The sequence below is a fragment of the Mesorhizobium sangaii genome, from assembly GCF_014207355.1.
GTDB lineage: Bacteria > Pseudomonadota > Alphaproteobacteria > Rhizobiales > Rhizobiaceae > Mesorhizobium > Mesorhizobium sangaii.
The window spans coordinates 331,965-353,226 of sequence record NZ_JACHEF010000002.1 but is presented as its reverse complement, the minus strand read 5'-3'; the positions used below and the strand labels follow the sequence as shown (position 1 = coordinate 353,226).

Genomic DNA, 21,262 nt, shown 5'->3' with positions numbered 1-21,262 from the left:
ACCGGCGGCAAGTGTTCGATGCCAGATAGCGCCTTGATTTGGCACCCAGAAGCCGATTAAAAGGTCACGTTCAGAGGCACGCCAATGGTCGAACTTACGCTCCCCAAGAACTCGAAGGTCCAGCAGGGCAAGACCTGGCCGAAGCCGGAAGGCGCCACCAATCTGCGCGAGTACCGCATCTACCGCTGGTCGCCGGACGATGACGAGAACCCGCGCATCGACAGCTATTTCGTCGACATGGACGATTGCGGGCCGATGGTGCTCGACGCACTGCTCTGGATCAAGAACAAGATCGATCCGACGCTGACCTTGCGCCGCTCTTGCCGCGAGGGCATCTGCGGCTCCTGTGCCATGAACATCGACGGCTCCAACACACTCGCCTGCACCAAAGGCTGCGACGACATTTCCGGCGCCGTCAAGGTATACCCACTGCCGCATATGCAAGTGGTCAAGGACCTGGTGCCCGACCTCACCAATTTCTATGCCCAGCACGCCTCGATCCAGCCGTGGCTGAAGACGGTATCGCCGGAGCCGGCCAAGGAATGGCTGCAGAGCCACGAGGAGCGTGAGAAGCTGGATGGCCTCTACGAGTGCATCCTGTGCGCCTGCTGCTCGACCTCCTGCCCGAGCTACTGGTGGAACGGCGACCGCTATCTCGGCCCGGCAACGCTGCTGCAGGCCTATCGCTGGCTGATCGATTCCCGTGACGAAGCCCAGGGCGAGCGGCTCGACAATCTCGAAGACCCGTTCCGGCTCTATCGCTGCCACACCATCATGAACTGCGCGCAGACCTGCCCCAAGGGCCTCAACCCGGCCAAGGCGATCGCCGAGATCAAGAAGATGATGGTGGAGAGAAGGGTGTAGTTTTAGTGGGGAAATCACCTCAGCCGTTGCGATCCTTCCCACCCCCCTCTGTCCTGCCGGACATCTTCCCCGCAAGGGGGGAGATTGGCCGTCATCCCGGCTTTCGCTAATTTCCAACTTTGCGAGAATGGTCTGACCGCGCTAAAGCTGCCGATCTCCCCCTTGCGGGGGAGATGTCCGGCAGGACAGAGGGGGTGCTGTCCCGCCGGCCTCAGAAGGATAGCGACGCCATGACAGATACCGACCTTCCCATTCTCTCCCCTGTCGAGGCGCGCGTGCTCGGCTGCCTGATCGAGAAGAAGGAGCTGACGCCGGATGTCTATCCGCTGACGCTCAACGGCGCGCATGCCGCGGCCAACCAGAAGACGGCGCGCGAGCCGGTGATGGCGGTCGAACTTGTCGAGGTCAGGCGGGCGCTGAGCCAGTTGGAGCAGAAGGGCCTGGTCCGGCAGGTCTTCGCCTCGCGCGTCGAGCGCTACGAGCATCAGGTGGCGCAGCGCTTTTCGCTCACCTCGGCGCAGATCGCGCTGATCGGCCTGATGCTGTTGCGCGGCGCGCAGACGGCGCATGAATTGCTGGCGCGAGCCGAGCGCATGGCGCGGTTTTCGTCGATCGAGGCGCTCCGCACCGACCTCGATCTGCTGATCGGCCGCAGGCCGCCGCTGGTGGTTCTGATCGAGCGTGGCCCCGGCCAGCGCGAGGAGCGTTTTATGCATCTGCTGAGCGGCGCGGTGCAGATCGCGGCCGTCGCCGTGCACCAGGCGCCGTCGGGCACTTCAGCTCTCGAGGAACGCGTCAGCGCCCTCGAGGCAGAAGTTGCGAGGCTGCGCGCCCTCATCGAGGCGCTGACCGGCGAAGGCCGCTAACAATCATTCGAGACGCTGGCGGGACAGCGCCCCCCTCTGTCCTGCCGGACATCTCCCCCTCTTGGGGGAGATTGGACGTCACCTCGACTTTCGCCAATCTCCGACGCTGAATGAGGCAGGACGGCAAAGCTGCCAATCTCCCCCTCATGAGGGGGAGATGCCCGGTAGGGCAGAGGGGGGTGACCCGGCGCCGGCGTTGCGAAAGATGCTTCTACAAAATGCAAAACGCCGGCCCTTGAGCCGGCGTTTCTGTATCGAACCCGAGCTCTCACCCAAGCCTGGCGTCTAGCGACACTTTTATGGCGCCGAGTGCCTTGGAGACCGGGCATTCGGCCTTGGCCTTCTCGGCCAGCTCCTTGAACTTGGCCGCATCGATGCCCGGCACCTTGCCGACCACGGTAAGGGCGCTGCCGGTGATGCCGGTGCCGGGAACCAGCGTCACCACCGCCTTGGCGTCGAGTTCGGCGGCGGGCGTGCCGTTTTCGGCCAGGAAATGCGAAAACTGCATGGCGTAGCAGCCGGCGTGTGCCGCGGCGATCAGCTCTTCCGGATTGGTGCCGGATTTGCCGCTCTCGTCCTCGAAGCGCGCCTTGAACGAATAGGGCGTGCCCTTCAGGGTCCCGCTCTGCGTATCGAGCGTGCCCTTGCCCTCCTTCAGATTGCCTTTCCAGACGGCGTTTGCGGTGCGGTCCATGAATTCCTCCTTGGTTGTCGTGGTGGGTTGTCGTGGCGCGGGTTGCCGGGCTTGCGATCGGGGTTGGGGCCGGCGTCCGGTCAACTATAGCGCGCGCAGACGCGAAGGCCACTGCGCTCTTTGGACCACGACGGCGGTGGCTTCGATTCTTTTTTTGAAAAATGCGCGTGCAAAAATGTCGACTTCGATCCGCCTCGCCCGTCCTGCGGGCGGCCACGCAAGTGATGGCCGGATGGAGGATCGCATGGATATGCTGTTTTGTGCGCATTGGAAGAAGGCCGGCCACGGAGCCGGCGGACGGGAGGCCGACTGGATGCACCAGCCCGCGCCGGCGTTCGGCCGGTTTCTGGCGGCGGTTGCCATCATCGGGGTTGCGGTGTGCATTCTCGACCATGCGGCGGCGGGCAAGGACCGGGCCGACACGCTCGTCGCCTCGACACAGCAAGGGAGCTCGAAATGAAATATGTCTGCCTGGTCTATGGCGAGGAAAAGGATCTTCATGCGCTGACCCCGGCAGGGTCGGCCAAGCTCAACGCCGATTCGCTGGCCTATGACCGATCGCTTGAGGAGAAAGGCTTGCTGATCGTCGCCGAGGCGCTGCAATCGGTGACGTCAGCCAAAACCGTGCGCCGGCGCCAGGGCAAGCGGCTGGTCACCGATGGGCCCTTCACTGAAACCAAGGAGCAGTTGCTCGGCTTCGTGATGGTCGAGGCAAAGGATCTCGACGAGGCGCTGGACATTGCCGCGGGCATTCCGTTGGCCGAACTCGGCAGGATCGAGGTCCGCGCCATCTACGACATACCGGGGTCATGATGCCTGCCATGCGTTGCGGCCATTTGGATCGGGACGTTCGGTTGAGCAAACGTGGTTTCATTTCGTGCGCAATTTTTGCGCGTTGAAGCAAGGCAGGAGTTCTCCTATCGTCGCCGGGATTTTGGGGGATTCGGCATGCCTTTCCTGATTGCTATCCTTGGCGCGTTGGGCGCGGCGGCGTTCTGGTGGTACCGGATGAAGGCGATGAACGAGGCGGCGCGTGACGTTGCCGATGTCATCGGTCGGGTCCAGGGCTCCGTGCGCCGCAAGAAACTGCGCAAGCAGGCGGCCCTGTCGCCGCTGACAGCGATCGACGATCCGGTGGTGGCGGCGGCGACGCTGATCACCGCCATCGTTTCCGAGGATGGGCCCGTGCTGCCGAAACGCGAGGCTGTCATTCGCGCGGTGATTTCCGAGATCGCCGACAAGAAGAAGACCGACGAGGCGGTGATCTACGCCAAGTGGGCCGCGTCACAGATCGACGACGCCACGATCGTCATCGACAAGCTGGCGCCGTTCCTGCGCGAACGGCTCGATGTGGCCGAGCGAAACGATCTGCTGCAGATGATCAACCGGGCCGCGCAAGGCGGTGAGAAACGCCTTGAGATCGCCGACCAGCGCATATTGCGGCTGCGGCAGAAGCTCGGCTTCGAAGTCAATTAGGTGTGCTGACGTTCAGATGAGGGTCGGCCTGACCTGAACCTGAACACACGCTGGTACGTCGTGTCAGATCGCCTCGCCTTTCAGCAGTCTTGGCGTGCTGGTGGACAGTCCAGACGCCTGACGGATAAAAAACTCCTTCAGGCGCGGCATGCGCTCGACCAGACCGAGCCCGATATCACGGACAGTGCGCAGCGGGCCGATGTCGTTGGAAAACAGCCGGTTCAGCACGTCCGTGGTGATGCCCATCTGCACGGTGTCGAAGCGACGCCACTGCTGGTAGCGTTCGAGCACGTCGAGCGCGCCGATGTCCTGGCCGAGGCGGTCGGCCTCGACGATCACTTCGGCCAGAGCGGCGACATCCTTGAAGCCGAGATTGAGGCCTTGGCCGGCGATCGGGTGGATGCCATGGGCGGCATCCCCGGCGAGCGCTATGCGCGGCGCGACGAAGGCACGCGCGATGGTCAGGCCGAGCGGCCAAGCGCGCGGCGTGTCCGCGACGCGGATCTCGCCAAGCTTCAGGCTGAAACGCTGTTCGAGTTCGTGCTCGAAGACGAGATCGTCACCGGCAACCAGCTTCTCGGCATCGGGCGTGCGCTCGACCCAGACGATCGACGAACGGTTGGTGCCGTCCTCGCCGGGCTTGAGCGGCAGCGTGGCAAACGGGCCGGCCGGCAGGAAATGTTCCTCCGCGCGGCCATTGTGCGGGCGTTCATGCGCTACCGTACAGACGATGCCGGACTGGCCATATTCCCACCTCACCGTCTTGATGCCGGCCATGTCGCGCAACTTCGAGTTGACGCCGTCGGCGGCAATCAGCAGGCGAGCCTTCAGCGTCGCGCCGTCGGCAAGATGCACGGTGATGCCTGCGCCGTTGGTCTCAAAACCCTGCACGGCAACGCCTTCGATGATGTCGATGCCGAGTTTCTCGGCGCTGGCCCGCAAGGCGCCGTTCAGCACCCGGTTGGCGACCATGTGCGCAAAGGGTTCGCCCGGTGCGACCTCGCCGTCGAAGGTCAGGAAGACCGGACGCACCGGATCCGAGGTGCGCGAATCGGTGATGATCATCTCGGTGATCGCCTGGGCCTGCGGCGCGATCTCGGCCCACACGCCGAGCTGGTCGAGCATCCGGCAGGCGGCGGCGGCGATGGCCGAAGCGCGGCCATCCCTTTGCCAGGCGCCGGCGGGCGCGGCATCGACCAGCGCGATGGCGAGGCCCGGACGCGCCTGCTTCAGCGAGACGGCGCTGGCCAAGCCGACATAGCCGGCGCCAGCGACCAGAACGTCGAGCCCAGACCTTGTTGTCGCGCTTGATCTGGTTTTCGCGTCGGTCTTGCGTTCCATCTTCTTCGCTCCTTGCACGCCGACCGGGTCTTGCGCCCTTGACTGCCTGTCCGTCCTGTCGGAAACCGCCATAACACTTCTGCGGCAAGGGTGCGAAAATATGACGGCTGCCATGGACGAGCTTCTCGACATTCTCGACCTCGAGAAGCTGGAACACAATCTGTATCGTGGTCGCAGCCCCTTGCTCGACTGGCAGCGCGTCTTCGGCGGACAGACCATCGCCCAGGCGCTGGTGGCGGCACAGCGGACCGTCGACCCCGATCGCCACGTGCATTCGCTGCACGGCTATTTCATGCGGCCCGGCGACACCAAGGTGCCGATCGTCTACGAGGTCGACCGGATCCGCGACGGCGGGTCCTTCACCACGCGCCGCGTGGTGGCGATCCAGCACGGCCAGGCGATCTTTTCGCTGGAAGCCTCGTTCCAGCAGGATGAGGTCGGCCTCGAACACCAGGTGCCGATGCCGCAGGACGTCCCGGGGCCAGACACATTGCTGTCGCAGCGCGAATTGCTGGGCAAGTTCGGCGAGGCGGTGCCCGAAGGCATCAAGCGCTACTGGGAGCGAGACCGGCCGATCGAGATGAAGCCGGTGATGCTGAAGCACTACACCAGCCGCGAAAAGCTGGAGCCGAAGCAGAACATCTGGATCCGCACGACCGGTCCGGTTCCGGCGGATCGCGCCACTCAGGCGGCGGTGCTGGCCTATCTTTCCGACATGACGCTGCTCGACACATCGACCTTCGCTCATGGCCGCGCCATTTTCGATCGCGATATCCAGGCGGCGAGCCTCGATCACGCCATGTGGTTCCATCGCAGCCATGCGCTCGACGACTGGATGCTTTATACGCAAGACAGCCCGTCGACACAGGGGTCGCGCGGCTTTACGCGCGGCTCGCTGTTTGCCCGCGACGGCACGCTGATCGCCTCGGTTGTGCAGGAAGGGCTGATCCGTCTCAAGCGATCGCCTGCAGAGTAGGCATTTTGAGAAAATTGCCTAATTTTTAAGCAAGTGATGTGCCGCCGTTGCGGGCACGTCGTCGCTCAAGCGGCCTCAATTCCTTTGTTTACAACAGGTTAACACCCTGCTTCGGCAATTGGCACGGAGCTTGAATCCTCGTGGGCACTCTCCGGCTCTTTGGGTTCGGTGAAGTCGTGCAAACGCGGGGGACCGCAACAGCAAAGGGTGAAACCTTATGAAAATCGTGATGGCAATCATCAAGCCGTTCAAGCTCGACGAGGTGCGCGAAGCGCTTACCGCCGTTGGCATCCAGGGCCTGACCGTCACCGAAGTCAAAGGCTACGGGCGTCAGAAGGGACATACGGAAATCTATCGCGGAGCGGAATACGCGGTCAGTTTCCTGCCGAAGATCAAGATCGAAGTCGCGGTCAGTGCCGACGTAGTCGACAAGGCCGTCGAAGCCATCACCGCGGCCGCCAAGACCGGCCAGATCGGCGACGGCAAGATCTTCGTTTTCGGTATCGATCAGGCGGTGCGCATCCGCACCGGCGAAACAGACACCGACGCGCTCTGAGCGGCGAACACGTATTCCAATGGAGAGTTCAATGAATATTCCTTCCACCTTGAAGACGACGGGACGTGCCGCCCTTTTGGGCTCGCTCGCTCTCGCAGCATTGGGCACGGTCGCCGCCTTCGCGCAGGAAGCGGCTCCCGCCGCAGCCGCGGCTGCGCCGGCTGCCGCCCCCACCCCGGTGCTCGACACCGGCAACACCGCCTGGATGCTGACCTCGACGGCGCTGGTGCTGATGATGACCATTCCGGGCCTGGCGCTGTTTTACGGGGGCATGGTGCGCAAGAAGAACGTGCTCGCCACCATCATGCAGAGCTTTGCCATCACCTGCCTGGTGACGGTGCTGTGGTTCATGTTCGGCTATTCGCTGGCCTTCTCCGACGGCGGCGGGATGAATGCCTATCTCGGCGGCACCTCGAAATTCTTCCATCACGGCATCACCACTGCCTCGCTGTGGCTGCCGGGCGTCGCGAACATTCCTGAATTCGTCTTCTCGATGTTCCAGATGACCTTCGCCATCATCACCCCGGCGCTGATTGCCGGCGCCTTCGCCGAACGCTTCAAATTCTCGGCGCTGCTGATCTTCATGGCTCTGTGGCTTCTGGTCGTCTACGTGCCGATCGCGCATTGGGTCTGGGGTGGCGGCTTCCTCGGCACGGCTGGCGTGCTCGACTTCGCCGGCGGTACGGTCGTCCACATCAACGCCGGTGTCGCCGGTCTGGTCTGCGCCCTGGTTCTCGGCAAGCGCGAAGGCTACGGCACCACCAACATGGCGCCGCACAACCTGGTCTACTCGGTGATCGGTGCTTCGCTGCTGTGGGTCGGCTGGTTCGGCTTCAACGCCGGTTCGGAACTGGCTGCCGACGGCCTCGCCGGTGCCGCCATGCTCAACACCCAGGTTGCCACCGCAGCGGCGGCGCTGGCCTGGATGTTCGCCGAATGGATCGTCGCCAAGAAGCCCTCCGTGCTCGGCATCATCTCGGGTGCCGTCGCCGGCCTGGTGGCGGTGACGCCGGCTTCCGGCTTCGTCAACCCGACCGGCGCCTTCATCGTCGGCATCGTCGCCGGCGTCGTCTGCTACCTCTCGGCGGTCAAGGTCAAGCATATGTTCGGCTATGACGACTCGCTCGATGCGTTCGGCGTGCACGGCGTCGGCGGCATCATCGGCGCCCTGCTCACCGGCGTGCTCGCCGATCCGGCGATCAACAGCCTGTCGTCGGGTGCTTCGCTCGGCAAGCAGATCTACGGCGTCGCCGTCACCATCGTGTGGACGGGCATCGCCACCTTCGTGATCCTCTACATCGTCAAGGCGCTGGTCGGCCTGCGTCCGACGACCCAGGAAGAGGTCGAGGGCCTCGACATCTCCCAGCATGGCGAAGTGGTGCCGTAAGGCCAGCTTAGCCAAGGGGCCGGCGGAACCCTCCTCCCGCCGGCCCCCTTATCTGCCTACGCAATTCCGAACGGAAAACCGCAGCCGCTTTTCCTGGAATTGCCTCGAAAGATCCCGTCGTGACGCTCCCGAAAGGAGGTCACGCATTGAGGCCCGGACACGTTCCGGGCCTCTTTTTTGGTACCACGCCGAGTTCTGTGCGACCCTGCAGACGCTTGGCGGCGCCAACCGACAGGCGTCTTGATCGAGCCGAGGTTCGATCTTTTCTGCCAAACTATGGCGTGCCCTGTGCACCCTGCGAGGCTGCGTGTGGACAGGGATTGAGCAGGATCTCCCGACAAACCGTTCCGGCGGCAACTCTATCCGCCGGCGCCGTCGTCCATCATGGTGTTTGTCAGCGCCTCATAGGCGCTGCTGCATGTCTGGGAATGAGGGCAATTCCTGACAATCAGCACAGGCGCCACCGTCAGGACGGCCGCGATCAAAATCTGCAGGCCGAGCCCCAGCAATCCCAATCCCTTGCCGAAAAGACCCCTGTACAGAAAATACACGCCCTGCATCAGACAGGCGGTGGCGAGGGTGTGCAGCAGCGGGCCGGTCGCTCTTGCAAAGGGCGTCACGTAGCCATCCGGGAAGCCCACCATGCCGAGTTCGACAAACCAGTGCAAAGCGAGCAGGAGACTGAGCCCTGCCCAGCCAAGAACCGCCACGCGAAGGATGACAGATTGCATGCCTCTACCCACAATGGCGGCCCTGCGGCGACGTCACGGCCCGTTCTCAGGTCGCTCCCCTGGGCAGCTAGCGGCTCAACCGGCGGTAACGAGGTTTGATCATCTCAACTTCTTATAGTTAATGCGCCCTTAACCTTCCCGCCGATAGTCTGAGACCCGAATCTGCCGGAGTGCGCCACGCACCCGCGCGAAGCAATGACAGACGGGGATGAGCATGCGTTCAGGGGCTTCAGCACCGCTCGCGCTGGCCGATACGGGGCACGGCATCCAGGCGTTCGCGCGGCGCCAGGTCGGGCGGCTGGTCGGCGCCGGACTGTTCGTGCTGGCCGCCTTCGGCGTCGCCAGCCTTGCCACCTGGAATGTCGCCGATCCGAGCTTCTCGCACGCGACGAACAACACCGTCACCAACGCCATGGGCTATGCGGGTGCTGTATTCTCCGACCTTGCCATGCAGTTCTTCGGCCTTGCCGCCGTCGCGGCCCTGGCTCCGACCGTGATCTGGGGCTTCCTGCTGTTTTCCGCGCGCGGCGTCGACAGGCTGCCCAGGCGCGGGCTTTCGTGGTTCGGCTTCGCCCTGCTCGCCGCGGCAATGGCCGGCTGCGTGGTGCCGCCCAAGACCTGGCCGCTGCCCACCGGCCTCGGCGGCGTGTTCGGCGACATGGTGCTGAAGATCCCCGGGGTTGTCATCGGCGGCTATCCGACCGGGCTGTTCGCCAGCATCATCGCCTTCTTGCTGGCCGCACCCGCGCTGTGGCTCTTTGCCCACGGTTCGGCGCTGATCGGACGCAAGAACGGCTTCGCCGTGATGGAGGACGAGCCTGCCGCCGATCCGCGCGAGGACGACCTCTTGTTCGACAATGACGAGGATGAAGGCGACGAAGGCATTCTGGCGCTTGGCGCCATCACCCACTGGTGGCTGTCGCTGCGCGCCTGGATGCACCGCCGCGCCGTGCGCCGCAGGCAGGAGCGGGAGGAGTATGAGCCGGAGATGGAGCCGCGCGCGAGCGGCTGGCGGCGCGCCGCCGAACGGGTCGAATCGGCCGAGTTCGCGGAATCGCGGATGAGCCCGGATGGCCGCGCCCGCGTCGAGCCCGAATTCTTCGCCGCCATGGTCAATGACCGCAGCATTTCGGTCGATCCGGATGATGACGATGTCTTCGGCGATCGCTTCGACAATGGCGAAGATGCCGATTTCGACGATGAGCCCGTCGTGCAACGCCGTTCGGCGCCGACGGGCAGGGTGCAGCAATTCCGCTCCGATGCCGCCACCCGCGTCGAGGCGCCGGCGCCGCGTCCGGCTCCGGGCGCCCGTGTCCAGCGCGAGGCGCAGACATCGCTGATCGGCTCGGAAAAATTCGAGATGCCGTCGCTGCATTTCCTGTCCGAACCGAAGAACGTGGTGCGCGATGCCAGCCTGTCCAAGGACGCGCTGGAACAAAATGCCCGCCTGCTCGAGGGCGTGCTGGAGGATTTCGGCGTCAAGGGCGAGATCATCGCCGTCCGCCCCGGTCCCGTCGTCACGCTCTACGAGCTCGAACCGGCGCCCGGCATCAAATCGTCGCGCGTCATCGGCCTGTCCGACGACATCGCCCGCTCGATGAGCGCCATCGCTTGCCGCGTCGCCGTGGTGCCCGGCCGCAACGCCATCGGCATCGAACTGCCGAACGCCAAGCGCGAAACCGTCTATCTCCGGGAGATCCTGGCCAGCCGCGACTTCGAAACGACGAAGGCCAAGCTGGCGCTGGCGCTGGGCAAGACCATCAATGGCGAGGCGGTCATCGTCGACATCGCCAAGATGCCGCACGTGCTGGTCGCCGGCACCACCGGCTCGGGCAAGTCCGTCGCCATCAACACCATGATCCTGTCGCTGCTCTACCGGCTGACGCCGCAGGATTGCCGGCTGATCATGATCGATCCGAAAATGCTGGAACTGTCGGTCTATGACGGTATTCCGCATCTGCTCACGCCGGTGGTCACCGATCCGAAGAAGGCGGTGGTGGCGCTGAAATGGACTGTGCGCGAGATGGAGGACCGCTACCGCAAGATGTCGAAGGTCGGCGTGCGCAACATCGATGGTTTCAACGCCCGTGTGCAGCAAGCCGACAAGAAGGGCGAAAAGATCTCGCGCACCGTGCAGACCGGTTTCGACCGCCAGACCGGCGAGGCGATCTACGAGACGGAGAATCTGGACCTCGAGCCGATGCCCTATATCGTCGTCATCATCGACGAGATGGCCGACCTGATGATGGTCGCCGGCAAGGACATCGAAGGTGCGGTGCAACGCCTGGCGCAGATGGCGCGCGCCGCCGGCATCCATGTCATCATGGCGACACAGCGCCCGTCGGTCGACGTCATCACCGGCACCATCAAGGCCAATTTCCCGACACGCATCTCCTTCCAGGTGACGTCGAAGATCGACAGCCGCACCATCTTGGGCGAGCAGGGCGCCGAGCAGCTGCTCGGGATGGGCGACATGCTCTACATGGCCGGCGGCGGCCGTATCCAGCGCGTGCACGGCCCGTTCGTCGCCGATGAAGAGGTCGAGAAGATCGTCGCGCATCTGAAGCTGCAGGGCGTGCCGGAGTATCTCGATGCCATCACCGAGGACGATGGCGAGGACGACGACGAGCCGTCGGGCAAGGGCGGTTCGGGCGGTGGCGGCGGCAACAGCAATTTCGAGGATTCCGATGATCCTTACGATCAGGCGGTTTCCGTGGTGCTGCGCGACGGCAAGGCTTCCACCAGCTACATCCAGCGCCGGCTGGGCATCGGCTACAACCGCGCCGCCTCGATCATCGAGAAAATGGAGAAGGAGGGGATCGTCGGCCCGGCCAACCATGCCGGCAAGCGCGAGATCCTGGTGCCGACCGAAGAGGACAAGTTCTGACCGTGACCCTTGTGATATCTCCTGTCTCGCAACCTTGAACCGTTCAGGGCGTTGAAGCGAATGAGGCGCGTCTGACTCGCCAAACTTCAGCCCAACTGGGGGTCCAAGCACTAGAGCAACTCAGGAATCAGATGAGAGTGACCGACATGAAAAACGATCCTTCAGCGCTCCGCAGTTTTGCTCCCACCCGGCGCCACTTGCTCGGGCTCGGCCTGGCGTTTGCAGGGGCGGCAGCCTTCAACGTGATGCCCGGCTTCCAGCTGCTGGCTTCGGCGCAGGCGGCCGTGCCGCCGGCCGCACAGAAGATCGCCGACCATTTTTCCTCGGTCAAATCGATGAGCGGCGAATTCGTGCAGTTCGGCCCCAAGGGCGAGCAGACCGGCGGCAAGTTCTTCCTCGAACGGCCGGGCAAGATCCGCTTCAACTATGACGGCGCGTCAAATTTCCGGGTCATTTCAGACGGCAAGTCCGTGGTCATCCTGAACAAGAGGCTTAACACCTCCGATCTCTATCCGCTGTCGAAGACGCCGCTGAAGCTGCTGCTCGACGACAAGATCGATCTCTCCGGCGACCGCGTCAAAAGTGTCAAGCAGGAAGACGACCTCACCACCATCCAGCTCGCCGACAAATCGGTGTTCGGCAATTCGAAGATCACGATGATGTTCGATCCCAAATCCTACGAGCTGCGTCAGTGGACGATCACCGACGCACAGGGCAAGGACACGACGGTGATGATCTTCAACGTCAAGGAAGGCGTCAGCTTCGCCGCCGACACCTTCGCCATCGACTACAGTGCGAATCGCGAAGTCAACACCAGGGCGCGGTAGAGCAAATCCAGGAAAGTGTGAAACGGTTTTCCCGGGAAAAGCGCGTAGCGCTTTCCCTGGGGAATTGCGTTAAAACAAAGAGATAGAGCGGTTCTGCGTTTCTGTGAAACGATGAACCGTCCCAGGACCAATCGCGTCAATAGCTGTGGAAAGCCCTGGGTCGCGCCTCGCCGGGCGGGGGCCGGCTTGTCTTTGCGGCTTGCGGCTGGCAGTTTCCCGGACTGACTCCGTCAAAAGGCGTCTTGCCCGCCAGGGCCCGTTGGTTCTGGCTGGCCATACGCTGTCCTGGATTGCCGAATGCCCTTTTCCATTGCCACCTGGAACATCAATTCCGTTCGCCTGCGCATGCCGATCGTCGAACGCCTGCTTGTCGAGCATGCGCCGGATGTGCTCTGCCTGCAGGAGACCAAAGTTCCGGACGAATTGTTTCCCGAAAAGGCGTTCCGTAAGCTCGGCTACGAGCACATCGCCTTCCACGGCCAGAAGGGCTACCACGGTGTCGCCACGGTGGCGCGGCGGCCCATCGAGGTGGTCGAAAGGCGCCGCTTCTGCGAGATCGAGGACAGCCGGCACCTGTCGGTGACAGTGCGGGCCGGCGGCAAGGCCATCCTGTTGCATAATTTCTACGTTCCGGCGGGCGGCGACGAACCGGATCCTGTCATCAACAGGAAGTTCAAGCACAAGCTCGATTTCGTTGCCGAGATGAATGCCATCCGTGCCGAACATGACGAGGTGTCAGGCTCGGTCCTGGTCGGCGACCTCAACATCGCCCCGCTCGAACACGACGTCTGGTCGCACAAGCAGTTGCTCAACGTGGTCAGCCACACGCCGGTCGAGACGGAAAGCTTCGAGGCGATGCGGCTGGCCGGCAACTGGGTCGACCTGATGCGGCTCAATATTCCGCAGGAGCAGAAGCTCTACACCTGGTGGAGCTATCGCGCGCAGGACTGGCAGGCCTCGGACCGTGGCCGACGGCTCGATCACGTCTGGTCTTCGCCAAACCTGGTGCCTCATTTTGCCGGCTACGAGATCCTGCGTCTGGCGCGCGGCTGGGAGCGGCCGTCGGACCATGTGCCGGTCATCGCGCGGTTCGATCTCGATTAGAGCTGGGTCGCGGCCAGACCTCACCCCCCCAAGGTCCGGGCAGCGGGATGACCAACTATCGCTGCCACTAGCCAGAGAAGCGTGGCGCCAGTTCCTCGATGCGGCGGATCAGTGCCTGAAATTCCTCGGAGATACGCTGGTGGAGATTCACCGCGATTTCCGGATATTCTTCGAGGATGCGGCGGAACATCTTGCGGCTGAGCCGTATCACTTCCGAATCGATTTCGGCTGACGCGCTGGTCAGCCGATTGCTGTCTGCGATCAATGCCAGTTCGCTCAGGATCGTGCCGGGGCCGACCGTGCGTATCGGGATGCGTTCGCCATTCTGCTCTCGATAGAGCACGATGCGCCCGCTGACCACGACATAGGCGGAATCCGCCTCGTCGTCCTCGCGGTAAAGCTTGTGGTTGGCAAGCAGTATTGTGTTCTCGGCGCCGAAGGCGAGCAGACGCAATTGTTCCTGCGTGAAGCCCTCGAAGAGCCCCACGGCGGACAGGATGCGAATGTCGTCATCCAACGCCATCTAGCTGTGTCCCCGAACGGTCAGTCCATTCCCTCCCCTGCGATACGATCCACAACCCCCTCCAACTGGATCGTACCCGAATGCGGCCCCGCCCGGCCGCTCATTGGATAATGAAATGTTTAAGGAACCAGCTTGTAGCCACCGCTTTCTGTCACAAGAATTTCCGCATTGGAAGGATCGCGCTCGATCTTCTGGCGCAGCCGGTAGACATGGGTTTCCAGCGTGTGCGTGGTGACGCCGGAATTGTAGCCCCACACCTCCTCGAGCAGCACGTCGCGCGTCACCACCTTCTGGTCGGCGCGATAGAGATATTTGATGATCGAGGCCTCCTTCTCCGTCAGCCGCACCTTGCCGCCACGCGGGTCGATCAGCAGTTTCTGGCTGGGCTTGAAGGTGTAGGGCCCGACCGAGAAGGTGGCGTCCTCGCTCTGCTCATGCTGGCGCAATTGCGCACGGATGCGCGCCAGCAGCACGGCGAAGCGGAACGGCTTCGTCACATAGTCGTTGGCGCCGGCCTCGAGACCAAGGATCGTATCGGAATCGGTGTCGTGGCCGGTCAGCATGATGATGGGCGCCTTGTAGCCGCCCTTGCGCAGGATCTTGACGGCCTCGCGGCCATCCATGTCGGGCAGCCCGACATCCATGATGAGCAGATCGATGAGGCCGCCGCGCGCGGTGGCGACGCCTTTTGCCGCAGTCGATTCCTGCAGCACGTCGAATTCCTCGTAGAGGGACAATTGCTCGACCAGAGTGCCGCGCAGGTCGTCATCGTCGTCGACGATTAGAATGGTGCGTGAAGTCATGGATCAATCCGTTGTTTTGAAAAGAAAATTCAGTTGACCGCTGTCTCTTTATGCGGAAGCTGACCGGCACAACAGCCGATCACAGTGATTTGTTCCGTGGCACGATCATACAAGAAAAAACGCGATCGCAATGCAGCCGGCGCAAATTTGCGAAAAGGGCTGCGCGTTCTGACTGTGCGGGCGAGGCCCGGGAACCCGAGCCAGGGCCTGCTGCAGGCCGGCAGAACGGTGTTTGCCTGTGCGCTGGGGCGGGGCGGCATCTCGGCCGACAAGCGTGAAGGCGACGGCGCCACGCCGCTTGCCCCGATGCGAATCCTGTCGGGCTATTTCCGGGGAGATCAGTTCTCCAGCGGCCGCAAAACCCGTTTGGCGATGACGCCAATCGGGCCTGATCTGGGCTGGTGCGAGGTGCCTGACGACCGCAACTATAACAGGCCGGTCAAGATTCCCTATGGCGCCAGCCACGAACGCATGCGGCGCGACGACCGCCTCTATGACGCCTGCCTGGTGCTCGACTGGAACCTGGCGCCGCGCCGGCGTGGGCGCGGCAGCGCCATCTTCTTCCATCTGGCGCGGCCCGGCTTCACGCCGACCCAAGGGTGCGTCGCGGTGACCGCACGCACGATGGCGCGGCTGCTGCCGCTGCTGTCGGACAAGACGGTGATGAGGGTAGTTAGGTAAGTAGGACAGTAGGGCAGTAGGGCAGTAGGGCAGTAGGGCAGTAGGGCAGTAGGGCAGTAGGGCAGTAGGGCATATGTGTCGGTGCCGTCTTAAACCCCTACTGCATTACTGCCCTATTCCCTTACTCCCCTAATCGCCCGCCTGGCTTCTGCCAGCCGATGTCGAGCAGGCCCAGCCGGCCAAGCTCCCTGTCCATGGCGCGGGCGACGTCGCGGCGCTCGGCGCCGATGTCGCGCAGATGGCGATCGGTGAGGTTCTCGACGTCCTGGTGGACGATATCGTGGCGGGCGAGGCGTATGGCGACCCTGGCATGGCGAAACCAGTCAAGCACCGCCCTAAGCCAGGCCGGCGTGGATACCGGCTCATTCAAAACAATGTGGGACATGGCGTGATCCGTTTCATCCGGATATCAAATCCGGTTTGATGGTGTTGCGATGGATGCATGATGCCGTATTGAAATTTAAATGAGAAACGAGTAGTTCTTTCGAGATTATCAAGTTTTATTTGAGGATAGCATGTCCCGCCTGCTGCCTGGAACGCGAGCGCTGAGGACGCTGGAAGCCGCCGCCAGGCACCTCAACTTCACCCGTGCCGCCGACGAACTCGGCCTGACGCCGGCTGCGGTCAGCCATCAGATCAAGGAAATCGAGGATCAGCTGGGCATCGTGCTGTTCACGCGCACCAGCCGCACCATCCGGCTGACGGCGGCGGGCACGGTGCTGTTCGAGGCCTCGATCGATGCACTCGACCTGCTTGGCCGGGCCGTCTCGCGGGCGCGCAAGCTGACGCGCGGTACGACACTGCTGAAGGTAACGCTCGACGCGCAGTTCGCGTCAAAATGGCTGATGCGGCGCGTCGACGATTTTCGCAGGCATCAGCCCAATATCGAGCTCAGGTTCGACATCGCCTACGAGGTGCGGGATTTCGACCTCGACGACGTCGATGTCGGCATCCGGTTCGGCGTCGGGAAGTACCCGGGCCTCCGCGCCCATCGCCTGTTCGACAACATCATCATCCCGGTGTGCAGCCCGGGCCTGCTGACGTCCGGTCCGCCGCTGCGCGAGCCGCGTGACCTCTTCAACCACACGCTTGCCCATATCGAATGGGCGCGACAGGGCGTGACATGGCCGAACTGGCGGATGTGGATGGCGGCGGCCGGCATCAACGATTTCGACGACAGCCGGACCATCGTGTTCAGGAACTCCACCGACGCCGTTCAGGCGGCGATCGAGGGCAATGCCGTCGCGCTCGCCGATTTCGCCATGGTGGCAAACGACCTCTCCGAAGGCAGGCTGGTGCAGCCTTTTGAACTCGGCCTGCGGGTGGGAGCCGAGTTCGCCTATTTCCTGGTCTATCCCGAGAGTACGGCCGACGATCCGCGCATCGTCGCCTTTCGCGAATGGATACTCGAGGAAGTCGCCAGGACGCGGACCTGACGATCGCGGCAGGTCATCAGCCTGCTGCCGCGCCGAACCAGCCGATTACCACGCCGATGATCAGCAGCACGCCGAGCCAGTGGCCGCCGTCGATGAGGGTCAGGTCCCAGCCGAAATCCTGATAGCGATGGTTGACCGAAAGCGTCGTGGCGACGAAGCCCAGCCAAAGCACGAAGCCGAAGACAAGTCCGGCGAGCAATGACGGCTCGCCGCCGGTCATCGCGCCGACCACCAGGGCCATGATGTAGGCCATGATCAGTTCGGCGATGAAGCTGATGACGAAGGGCAGCGGCGATTTCTTCATTGTTGCCGAATCAATCCTGGCGGCCTTCAGCCACGGCTTGCTCAGGCCCATGTACCAGGCGGCGCCGAACAACCATGCGACGATGGCGGCGGCGATCACCGCCAGCCAGTTCACTGCTTCAAAATCCATGAGTTCCCCCTTCGATGCCGATCTGATGGAACGCCTGTTCAGCCATGGCGTCAAGCAAACCGCCAGACGGTGGTGCGCTTGACCAGGGAATCCTCCAATGCCCGGGTGACGGCCACTTCATAGACCGCCAGCGGTTCCAGTCCCGCCTTCGGCATATACGACCGGCCGGGATCGCCGACCAGGATATCGGCACCGCGCGCCTTCAGCGTCGCGAACCACGGCATCAGCCGGTTGGCGAAGGAATTGTCGTAGAAAACATCGCCGGCCAGGATCACGTCCCAGCCCGCATCGGTACCGATGCAATCCGTGCCGAGGAACTCGATCCCGACATCGTTGGCCTGCGCATTGAGGCGGATCGCGGTGGCGCAAAACGGATCGATGTCGGTTGCGATCACCTTGGCGGCACCGGCCTTGGCAGCGGCAATGGCGACAAGGCCGGAGCCGGAAGCGAAGTCGAGCACGCGCTTTCCCCGAACTGTACCCGGATTGTCGATGATGTAGCGGGCAAGGCCCTGGCCGCCGGCCCAGGCAAAGGCCCAGAAGGGCGGGGGCAGGCCGATCTCGACCAGCTCATCCTCCGTCCGCTGCCACAAATCATGCGCCTCATCGGCAAGATGAAGCAGGATTTCCGGCACATGCGGCGGCGTCATCAGCGCCGTGTTGTCGAGGATGAATTGTTTCGCGCTGTCTGGCGTGAGTGCCGTCACGGAGCGGGTGTCAGGCCGCCCATGCGGCAGACTTCCTTCCATTCGGCCGGCGTCACCGGCTGCACGGAAAGCCGCCCGAGCCGCACCAGCGCCATTTCGGCAAGCTTGGGATTGGCCTTGACCTCTTCCAGCGTCGGCGGGTTCGGCACGTCCTTGAAGGCACGGATGTCGACGCATTCCCAGCGCGGGTCGTCGGTCGTGGTGTCGGGATGGGCAAGCGCGCAGACTTCGGCGATGCCGACCACATTCAGCCCCTCGTTGGAATGGTAGAAGAAGCCGAGATCGCCGATCTGCATCGCCTTCATGTTGTTGCGCGCGGCATAATTGCGCACGCCATCCCATTGCGTGCCGGCCTTGCCCTTCGCCTTCAGCGCCTCGAAGGAGAAGACCGAGGGTTCGGATTTGAACAGCCAGTAGTTCATTTCTTTTGCTCCTCGTTGCGGGTCATGCGCCAGCGACCGGATTTAACTAGCCGCCGGCTTGTTGAACGTCCAGTTCCACTGGCGGATTTCGACGCTTTCGAACAGCCCGGCCTTGGCGTACGGGTCGGCGGCCGACAAGGCCTGTGCCCCGGCCAGGTCCGGCGCCTCGACGACCACGAGGCTGCCGTCGGGCTTGCCTTCGGCGTCCAGGAACGGACCGGCGAAAGCCAGTTTCTTGTCGCCGTTCAACCCTTCGAGAAAGGCGACATGCTCGGGTCGCGTGTCGAGGCGTACCTGCAGGCTCCCGGGCTTGTCCTTGCAAATCAACGCAAACAGCATTGGTCTTTCTCCTGGTCGTGGGATCGATGTTGTGGGGGATCAATCGTCGGTTTCGGTCTTCAGCGGCCGGGTCATCAAGGCCGTCACAGCCTGCCGGATGGTGATGGTGCCGTCCAGTATGGCCGCGACGGCGGCGATGATCGGCGCGTCGATGTTGCGCTCGGTGGCGATGCGGGCGGCGATCGCCGCCGTCGGCACGCCTTCTGCCAGCGCCAATCCGGCCAGCGGCTTGCCTTGCCCCAGCGCCAGCCCGTAGGCGAAATTGCGCGATTGGGTCGACGAACAGGTGAGCAAAAGGTCGCCAAGGCCGGACAGGCCCATCAGCGTTTCGGGCCTGGCACCGAAGGCGGCACCGATACGCCGCAGTTCGACGAAGCCGCGCGTCACCATGGCGGCCTGGGCACTGGCGCCGAGCCCGGCCCCGGTGACAGCACCTGCGGCAATGGCGAAGACGTTCTTCAAGGCGCCGCCGATCTCGACGCCGATGAGGTCGTCGCTCGAATAGCAGCGCAGATTCTCCGCCGAAAAGCGGGCCGCGAGGTCCGCGGCCAATGCCTCGTCGCGTGCGGCCACGACCACCGCCGTCGGCAGGCCCCGGGCGACATCGGTGGCGAAGCTTGGACCCGACAGGGCGGCGACCGGATTTTGCGGCAGGATCTCGCCGACGATCGCCGACAGCAAGGCGCCGGTGTCGCGCTCGATGCCCTTGGCACAGAGAACGAGCGGGATGTCGGCAGGCATGTAGCCTTTCACGGCCGCCAGCGTCGCCCGCAGCGATTGCGCCGGCGTCACCGCCAGCACACAATCGGCGCCAGCGAGTGCCGTCTTGATGTCGCTTGTCGCCTCGATGCCGGGCCCGATGGCGATGCCAGGCAGATAGCGCGGGTTCTCGCCGCGACCGATCGCCGCGACGGTTTCCGGGTCGCGCCCGAACAACCGCACCGAATGGCCGGCGCGCAGCATGGCCAGCGCCAGCGCCGTGCCCCAAGCGCCGCCGCCAAGCACGCTGACGCGCCAGCCGCTTTTGCCCGGTTTTTCCATGGCTTGGCGGTTCATCTCCCGGCCATTCATGCCTTGGCTCCGCGCCGGCCGGAACCGACCATCGGCGTCGAGATGCTGTCCAGTGGCCAGCGCGAGCGCGGCACGAAGTCGAAGCCGTTTTCTTCAGCCATGCCTTCGCGCAACCGTTCGATGCCGGCCCAGGCGATCATCGCCGCGTTGTCGGTGCACAGTTTGAGCGGTGGCGCGACGAAGGTGAAACCGGCCTCGTCGCACTGCCGCTCCAGCGTCGCCTTGATGGTGCGGTTCGCGGCAACACCGCCGGCAACCACCAGGGCGGGATTCTTGGTGCCGGGAAATGTCTCGCGGAAGCGCGCCAGCGCACGTGCGACACGGTCGGCCAGCGCATCGGCCACCGCTGCCTGGAACGAGGCGCAGATGTCGGCGACATCCTGGTCGCTCAGCGGCGCGATGGCTGTCGCTGCCTGGCGTACGGCGGTCTTGAGGCCGGAAAAGGAGAAGTCAGGCTGGGCCGAGCCCTTCATCGGGCGCGGAAAGGCAAAGCGCGACGCATCGCCGGTTTGGGCGGCCTTTTCGACATTCGGTCCGCCGGGATAGGGCAGGCCGAGCATCTTGGCGGTCTTGTCGAAGGCTTCGCCGAGCGCATCGTCGATGGTGGTTGCCCAGCGCTGATAGTCGCCGACGCCGCGCACGGCGAGGATCTGCGTGTGGCCACCGGAGACCAGCAGCAGCAGATAGGGAAAATCGAGCCCGTCGGTCAGCCTTGCGGTCAAGGCGTGGCCTTCGAGGTGGTTGATGGCGATCAGCGGCTTGTTCGCCGCCGCGGCGATCGCCTTGGCGGTCATCAGCCCGACAATCAGCCCGCCGACCAGACCGGGGCCCGCCGTGGCGGCGATAGCATCGATATCGGCTAATGCTGTGCCCGAATCGGCAAGAGCCGCCTCGACGATGCCGTCCAGCGCCTCGACATGGGCGCGCGCCGCGATCTCGGGCACGACGCCGCCAAAGGCGGCATGCTCCTCGATCTGGCTGAGCACGATGTTGGACAGGATTTTTGGCGCAGCGTCACCGTCCAGCGCCACGACGCTGGCGGCGGTCTCGTCACAACTCGTCTCAATGCCCAGAACGCGGATCAATTCGTCGCTGTCCCTAGAGATTGTCTGTCAGCGCTTTCCCCATTAGGAGAAAG

25 protein-coding genes are annotated in these 21,262 nt (G+C 63.7%); 13 read left to right on the top strand and 12 right to left on the bottom strand.

What is annotated here, in order from left to right; translation table 11 throughout:
* Positions 1-84 precede the first annotated feature (84 nt).
* Together HNQ71_RS10830 and HNQ71_RS10825 are read left to right on the top strand one after the other, a co-directional pair.
* Positions 85-864 (top strand): succinate dehydrogenase iron-sulfur subunit, encoded by a 780-nt coding sequence (locus HNQ71_RS10830; protein ID WP_184872577.1) that lies wholly within the window; start codon positions 85-87, stop codon positions 862-864.
* A 230-nt stretch (positions 865-1,094) separates the two neighbouring features.
* Positions 1,095-1,730, top strand: a complete 636-nt coding sequence (locus HNQ71_RS10825; RefSeq protein ID WP_184872576.1) for a YceH family protein — start codon at positions 1,095-1,097, stop codon at positions 1,728-1,730.
* Between the two features lie 268 nt (positions 1,731-1,998).
* On the opposite strand, the gene HNQ71_RS10820 is transcribed toward HNQ71_RS10825, so the two are convergent.
* Complete coding sequence (locus tag HNQ71_RS10820; protein WP_184872575.1) at positions 1,999-2,424, bottom strand: OsmC family protein; 426 nt, start codon at positions 2,422-2,424, stop codon at positions 1,999-2,001.
* A gap of 136 nt (positions 2,425-2,560) precedes the next feature.
* Here HNQ71_RS10820 and HNQ71_RS10815 point away from each other — a divergent pair, with 136 nt between their 5' ends.
* The 3 genes from HNQ71_RS10815 to HNQ71_RS10805 all read left to right on the top strand — a co-directional run bounded on the left by HNQ71_RS10815 (position 2,561) and on the right by HNQ71_RS10805 (position 3,900).
* The gene (locus HNQ71_RS10815) at positions 2,561-2,884 is read left to right on the top strand and encodes a hypothetical protein (protein ID WP_246461455.1); all 324 of its coding nucleotides are present in this window, start codon (positions 2,561-2,563) and stop codon (positions 2,882-2,884) included.
* Positions 2,881-3,237, top strand: coding sequence for a YciI family protein (locus tag HNQ71_RS10810; protein ID WP_184872574.1), 357 nt, complete (start codon positions 2,881-2,883; stop codon positions 3,235-3,237). Before HNQ71_RS10815 ends, HNQ71_RS10810 begins: the two co-directional genes overlap by 4 nt.
* A 135-nt stretch (positions 3,238-3,372) precedes the next feature.
* Positions 3,373-3,900, top strand: a complete 528-nt coding sequence (locus HNQ71_RS10805) for a hypothetical protein (protein WP_184872573.1) — start codon at positions 3,373-3,375, stop codon at positions 3,898-3,900.
* A gap of 63 nt (positions 3,901-3,963) precedes the next feature.
* Here the strand turns inward: HNQ71_RS10805 and HNQ71_RS10800 are convergent, their stop codons facing one another.
* Positions 3,964-5,241 carry a ubiquinone biosynthesis hydroxylase gene (locus tag HNQ71_RS10800; protein ID WP_184872572.1) on the bottom strand — a complete coding sequence of 426 codons (1,278 nt, stop codon included), beginning with the start codon at positions 5,239-5,241 and terminating at the stop codon, positions 3,964-3,966.
* A 100-nt stretch (positions 5,242-5,341) separates the two neighbouring features.
* Here HNQ71_RS10800 and tesB point away from each other — a divergent pair, with 100 nt between their 5' ends.
* From tesB to HNQ71_RS10785, 3 genes are all read left to right on the top strand, one after another.
* On the top strand, positions 5,342-6,217 hold the full coding sequence (gene tesB, locus HNQ71_RS10795; protein ID WP_184872571.1) for an acyl-CoA thioesterase II: 876 nt from the start codon (positions 5,342-5,344) through the stop codon (positions 6,215-6,217).
* A 217-nt stretch (positions 6,218-6,434) separates the two neighbouring features.
* Positions 6,435-6,773: a P-II family nitrogen regulator gene (locus HNQ71_RS10790; protein ID WP_095084051.1), complete on the top strand. Its 339-nt coding sequence runs from the start codon at positions 6,435-6,437 to the stop codon at positions 6,771-6,773.
* Between the two features lie 31 nt (positions 6,774-6,804).
* Positions 6,805-8,160, top strand: a complete 1,356-nt coding sequence (locus tag HNQ71_RS10785) for an ammonium transporter (protein ID WP_184872570.1) — start codon at positions 6,805-6,807, stop codon at positions 8,158-8,160.
* 359 nt (positions 8,161-8,519) lie between these two features.
* Here HNQ71_RS10785 and HNQ71_RS10780 read toward each other — a convergent pair whose 3' ends face one another.
* Positions 8,520-8,891 carry a hypothetical protein gene (locus tag HNQ71_RS10780; RefSeq protein WP_184872569.1) on the bottom strand — a complete coding sequence of 124 codons (372 nt, stop codon included), beginning with the start codon at positions 8,889-8,891 and terminating at the stop codon, positions 8,520-8,522.
* A 214-nt stretch (positions 8,892-9,105) separates the two neighbouring features.
* Between HNQ71_RS10780 and HNQ71_RS10775 the strand changes: the two genes are divergently transcribed.
* From HNQ71_RS10775 to HNQ71_RS10765, 3 genes are all read left to right on the top strand, one after another.
* Complete coding sequence (locus tag HNQ71_RS10775; protein ID WP_184873314.1) at positions 9,106-11,778, top strand: DNA translocase FtsK; 2,673 nt, start codon at positions 9,106-9,108, stop codon at positions 11,776-11,778.
* 146 nt (positions 11,779-11,924) lie between these two features.
* On the top strand, positions 11,925-12,605 hold the full coding sequence (locus HNQ71_RS10770) for an outer membrane lipoprotein carrier protein LolA (RefSeq protein WP_184873313.1): 681 nt from the start codon (positions 11,925-11,927) through the stop codon (positions 12,603-12,605).
* A gap of 297 nt (positions 12,606-12,902) precedes the next feature.
* Positions 12,903-13,709, top strand: coding sequence for an exodeoxyribonuclease III (locus HNQ71_RS10765; RefSeq protein ID WP_184872568.1), 807 nt, complete (start codon positions 12,903-12,905; stop codon positions 13,707-13,709).
* 67 nt (positions 13,710-13,776) lie between these two features.
* Here HNQ71_RS10765 and HNQ71_RS10760 read toward each other — a convergent pair whose 3' ends face one another.
* The gene (locus HNQ71_RS10760) at positions 13,777-14,232 is read right to left on the bottom strand and encodes a Crp/Fnr family transcriptional regulator (protein WP_184872567.1); all 456 of its coding nucleotides are present in this window, start codon (positions 14,230-14,232) and stop codon (positions 13,777-13,779) included.
* A 119-nt stretch (positions 14,233-14,351) separates the two neighbouring features.
* Positions 14,352-15,035 (bottom strand): response regulator transcription factor, encoded by a 684-nt coding sequence (locus HNQ71_RS10755; protein WP_023760937.1) that lies wholly within the window; start codon positions 15,033-15,035, stop codon positions 14,352-14,354.
* An 84-nt stretch (positions 15,036-15,119) separates the two neighbouring features.
* Here HNQ71_RS10755 and HNQ71_RS10750 point away from each other — a divergent pair, with 84 nt between their 5' ends.
* Entirely contained in the window at positions 15,120-15,716 is a 597-nt protein-coding gene (locus HNQ71_RS10750; protein WP_184872566.1) for a L,D-transpeptidase family protein, read from the top strand.
* Between the two features lie 121 nt (positions 15,717-15,837).
* Here HNQ71_RS10750 and HNQ71_RS10745 read toward each other — a convergent pair whose 3' ends face one another.
* Positions 15,838-16,101, bottom strand: a complete 264-nt coding sequence (locus HNQ71_RS10745; RefSeq protein WP_184872565.1) for a hypothetical protein — start codon at positions 16,099-16,101, stop codon at positions 15,838-15,840.
* Between the two features lie 130 nt (positions 16,102-16,231).
* Between HNQ71_RS10745 and gcvA the strand changes: the two genes are divergently transcribed.
* On the top strand, positions 16,232-17,152 hold the full coding sequence (gene gcvA / locus HNQ71_RS10740) for a transcriptional regulator GcvA (protein ID WP_184872564.1): 921 nt from the start codon (positions 16,232-16,234) through the stop codon (positions 17,150-17,152).
* 16 nt (positions 17,153-17,168) lie between these two features.
* On the opposite strand, the gene HNQ71_RS10735 is transcribed toward gcvA, so the two are convergent.
* From HNQ71_RS10735 to tsaD, 6 genes are read right to left on the bottom strand one after another with little or no spacing between them, the layout of a single operon-like run.
* Positions 17,169-17,585, bottom strand: a complete 417-nt coding sequence (locus HNQ71_RS10735; RefSeq protein ID WP_184872563.1) for a DUF1761 domain-containing protein — start codon at positions 17,583-17,585, stop codon at positions 17,169-17,171.
* A gap of 50 nt (positions 17,586-17,635) precedes the next feature.
* Positions 17,636-18,334, bottom strand: coding sequence for a class I SAM-dependent methyltransferase (locus HNQ71_RS10730; protein ID WP_184872562.1), 699 nt, complete (start codon positions 18,332-18,334; stop codon positions 17,636-17,638).
* Positions 18,289-18,714: an EVE domain-containing protein gene (locus HNQ71_RS10725; RefSeq protein ID WP_095084061.1), complete on the bottom strand. Its 426-nt coding sequence runs from the start codon at positions 18,712-18,714 to the stop codon at positions 18,289-18,291. Before HNQ71_RS10725 ends, HNQ71_RS10730 begins: the two co-directional genes overlap by 46 nt.
* Positions 18,715-18,756: 42 nt before the next feature.
* Entirely contained in the window at positions 18,757-19,053 is a 297-nt protein-coding gene (locus tag HNQ71_RS10720; RefSeq protein WP_184872561.1) for a YciI-like protein, read from the bottom strand.
* Positions 19,054-19,092: 39 nt separating this feature from the next.
* Positions 19,093-20,124 carry an NAD(P)H-dependent glycerol-3-phosphate dehydrogenase gene (locus HNQ71_RS10715; protein WP_246461453.1) on the bottom strand — a complete coding sequence of 344 codons (1,032 nt, stop codon included), beginning with the start codon at positions 20,122-20,124 and terminating at the stop codon, positions 19,093-19,095.
* Positions 20,121-21,209 carry a tRNA (adenosine(37)-N6)-threonylcarbamoyltransferase complex transferase subunit TsaD gene (gene tsaD, locus HNQ71_RS10710; protein ID WP_184872560.1) on the bottom strand — a complete coding sequence of 363 codons (1,089 nt, stop codon included), beginning with the start codon at positions 21,207-21,209 and terminating at the stop codon, positions 20,121-20,123. The genes HNQ71_RS10715 and tsaD overlap by 4 nt, the downstream gene beginning before the upstream one ends.
* Between the last annotated feature and the right edge of the window lie 53 nt (positions 21,210-21,262).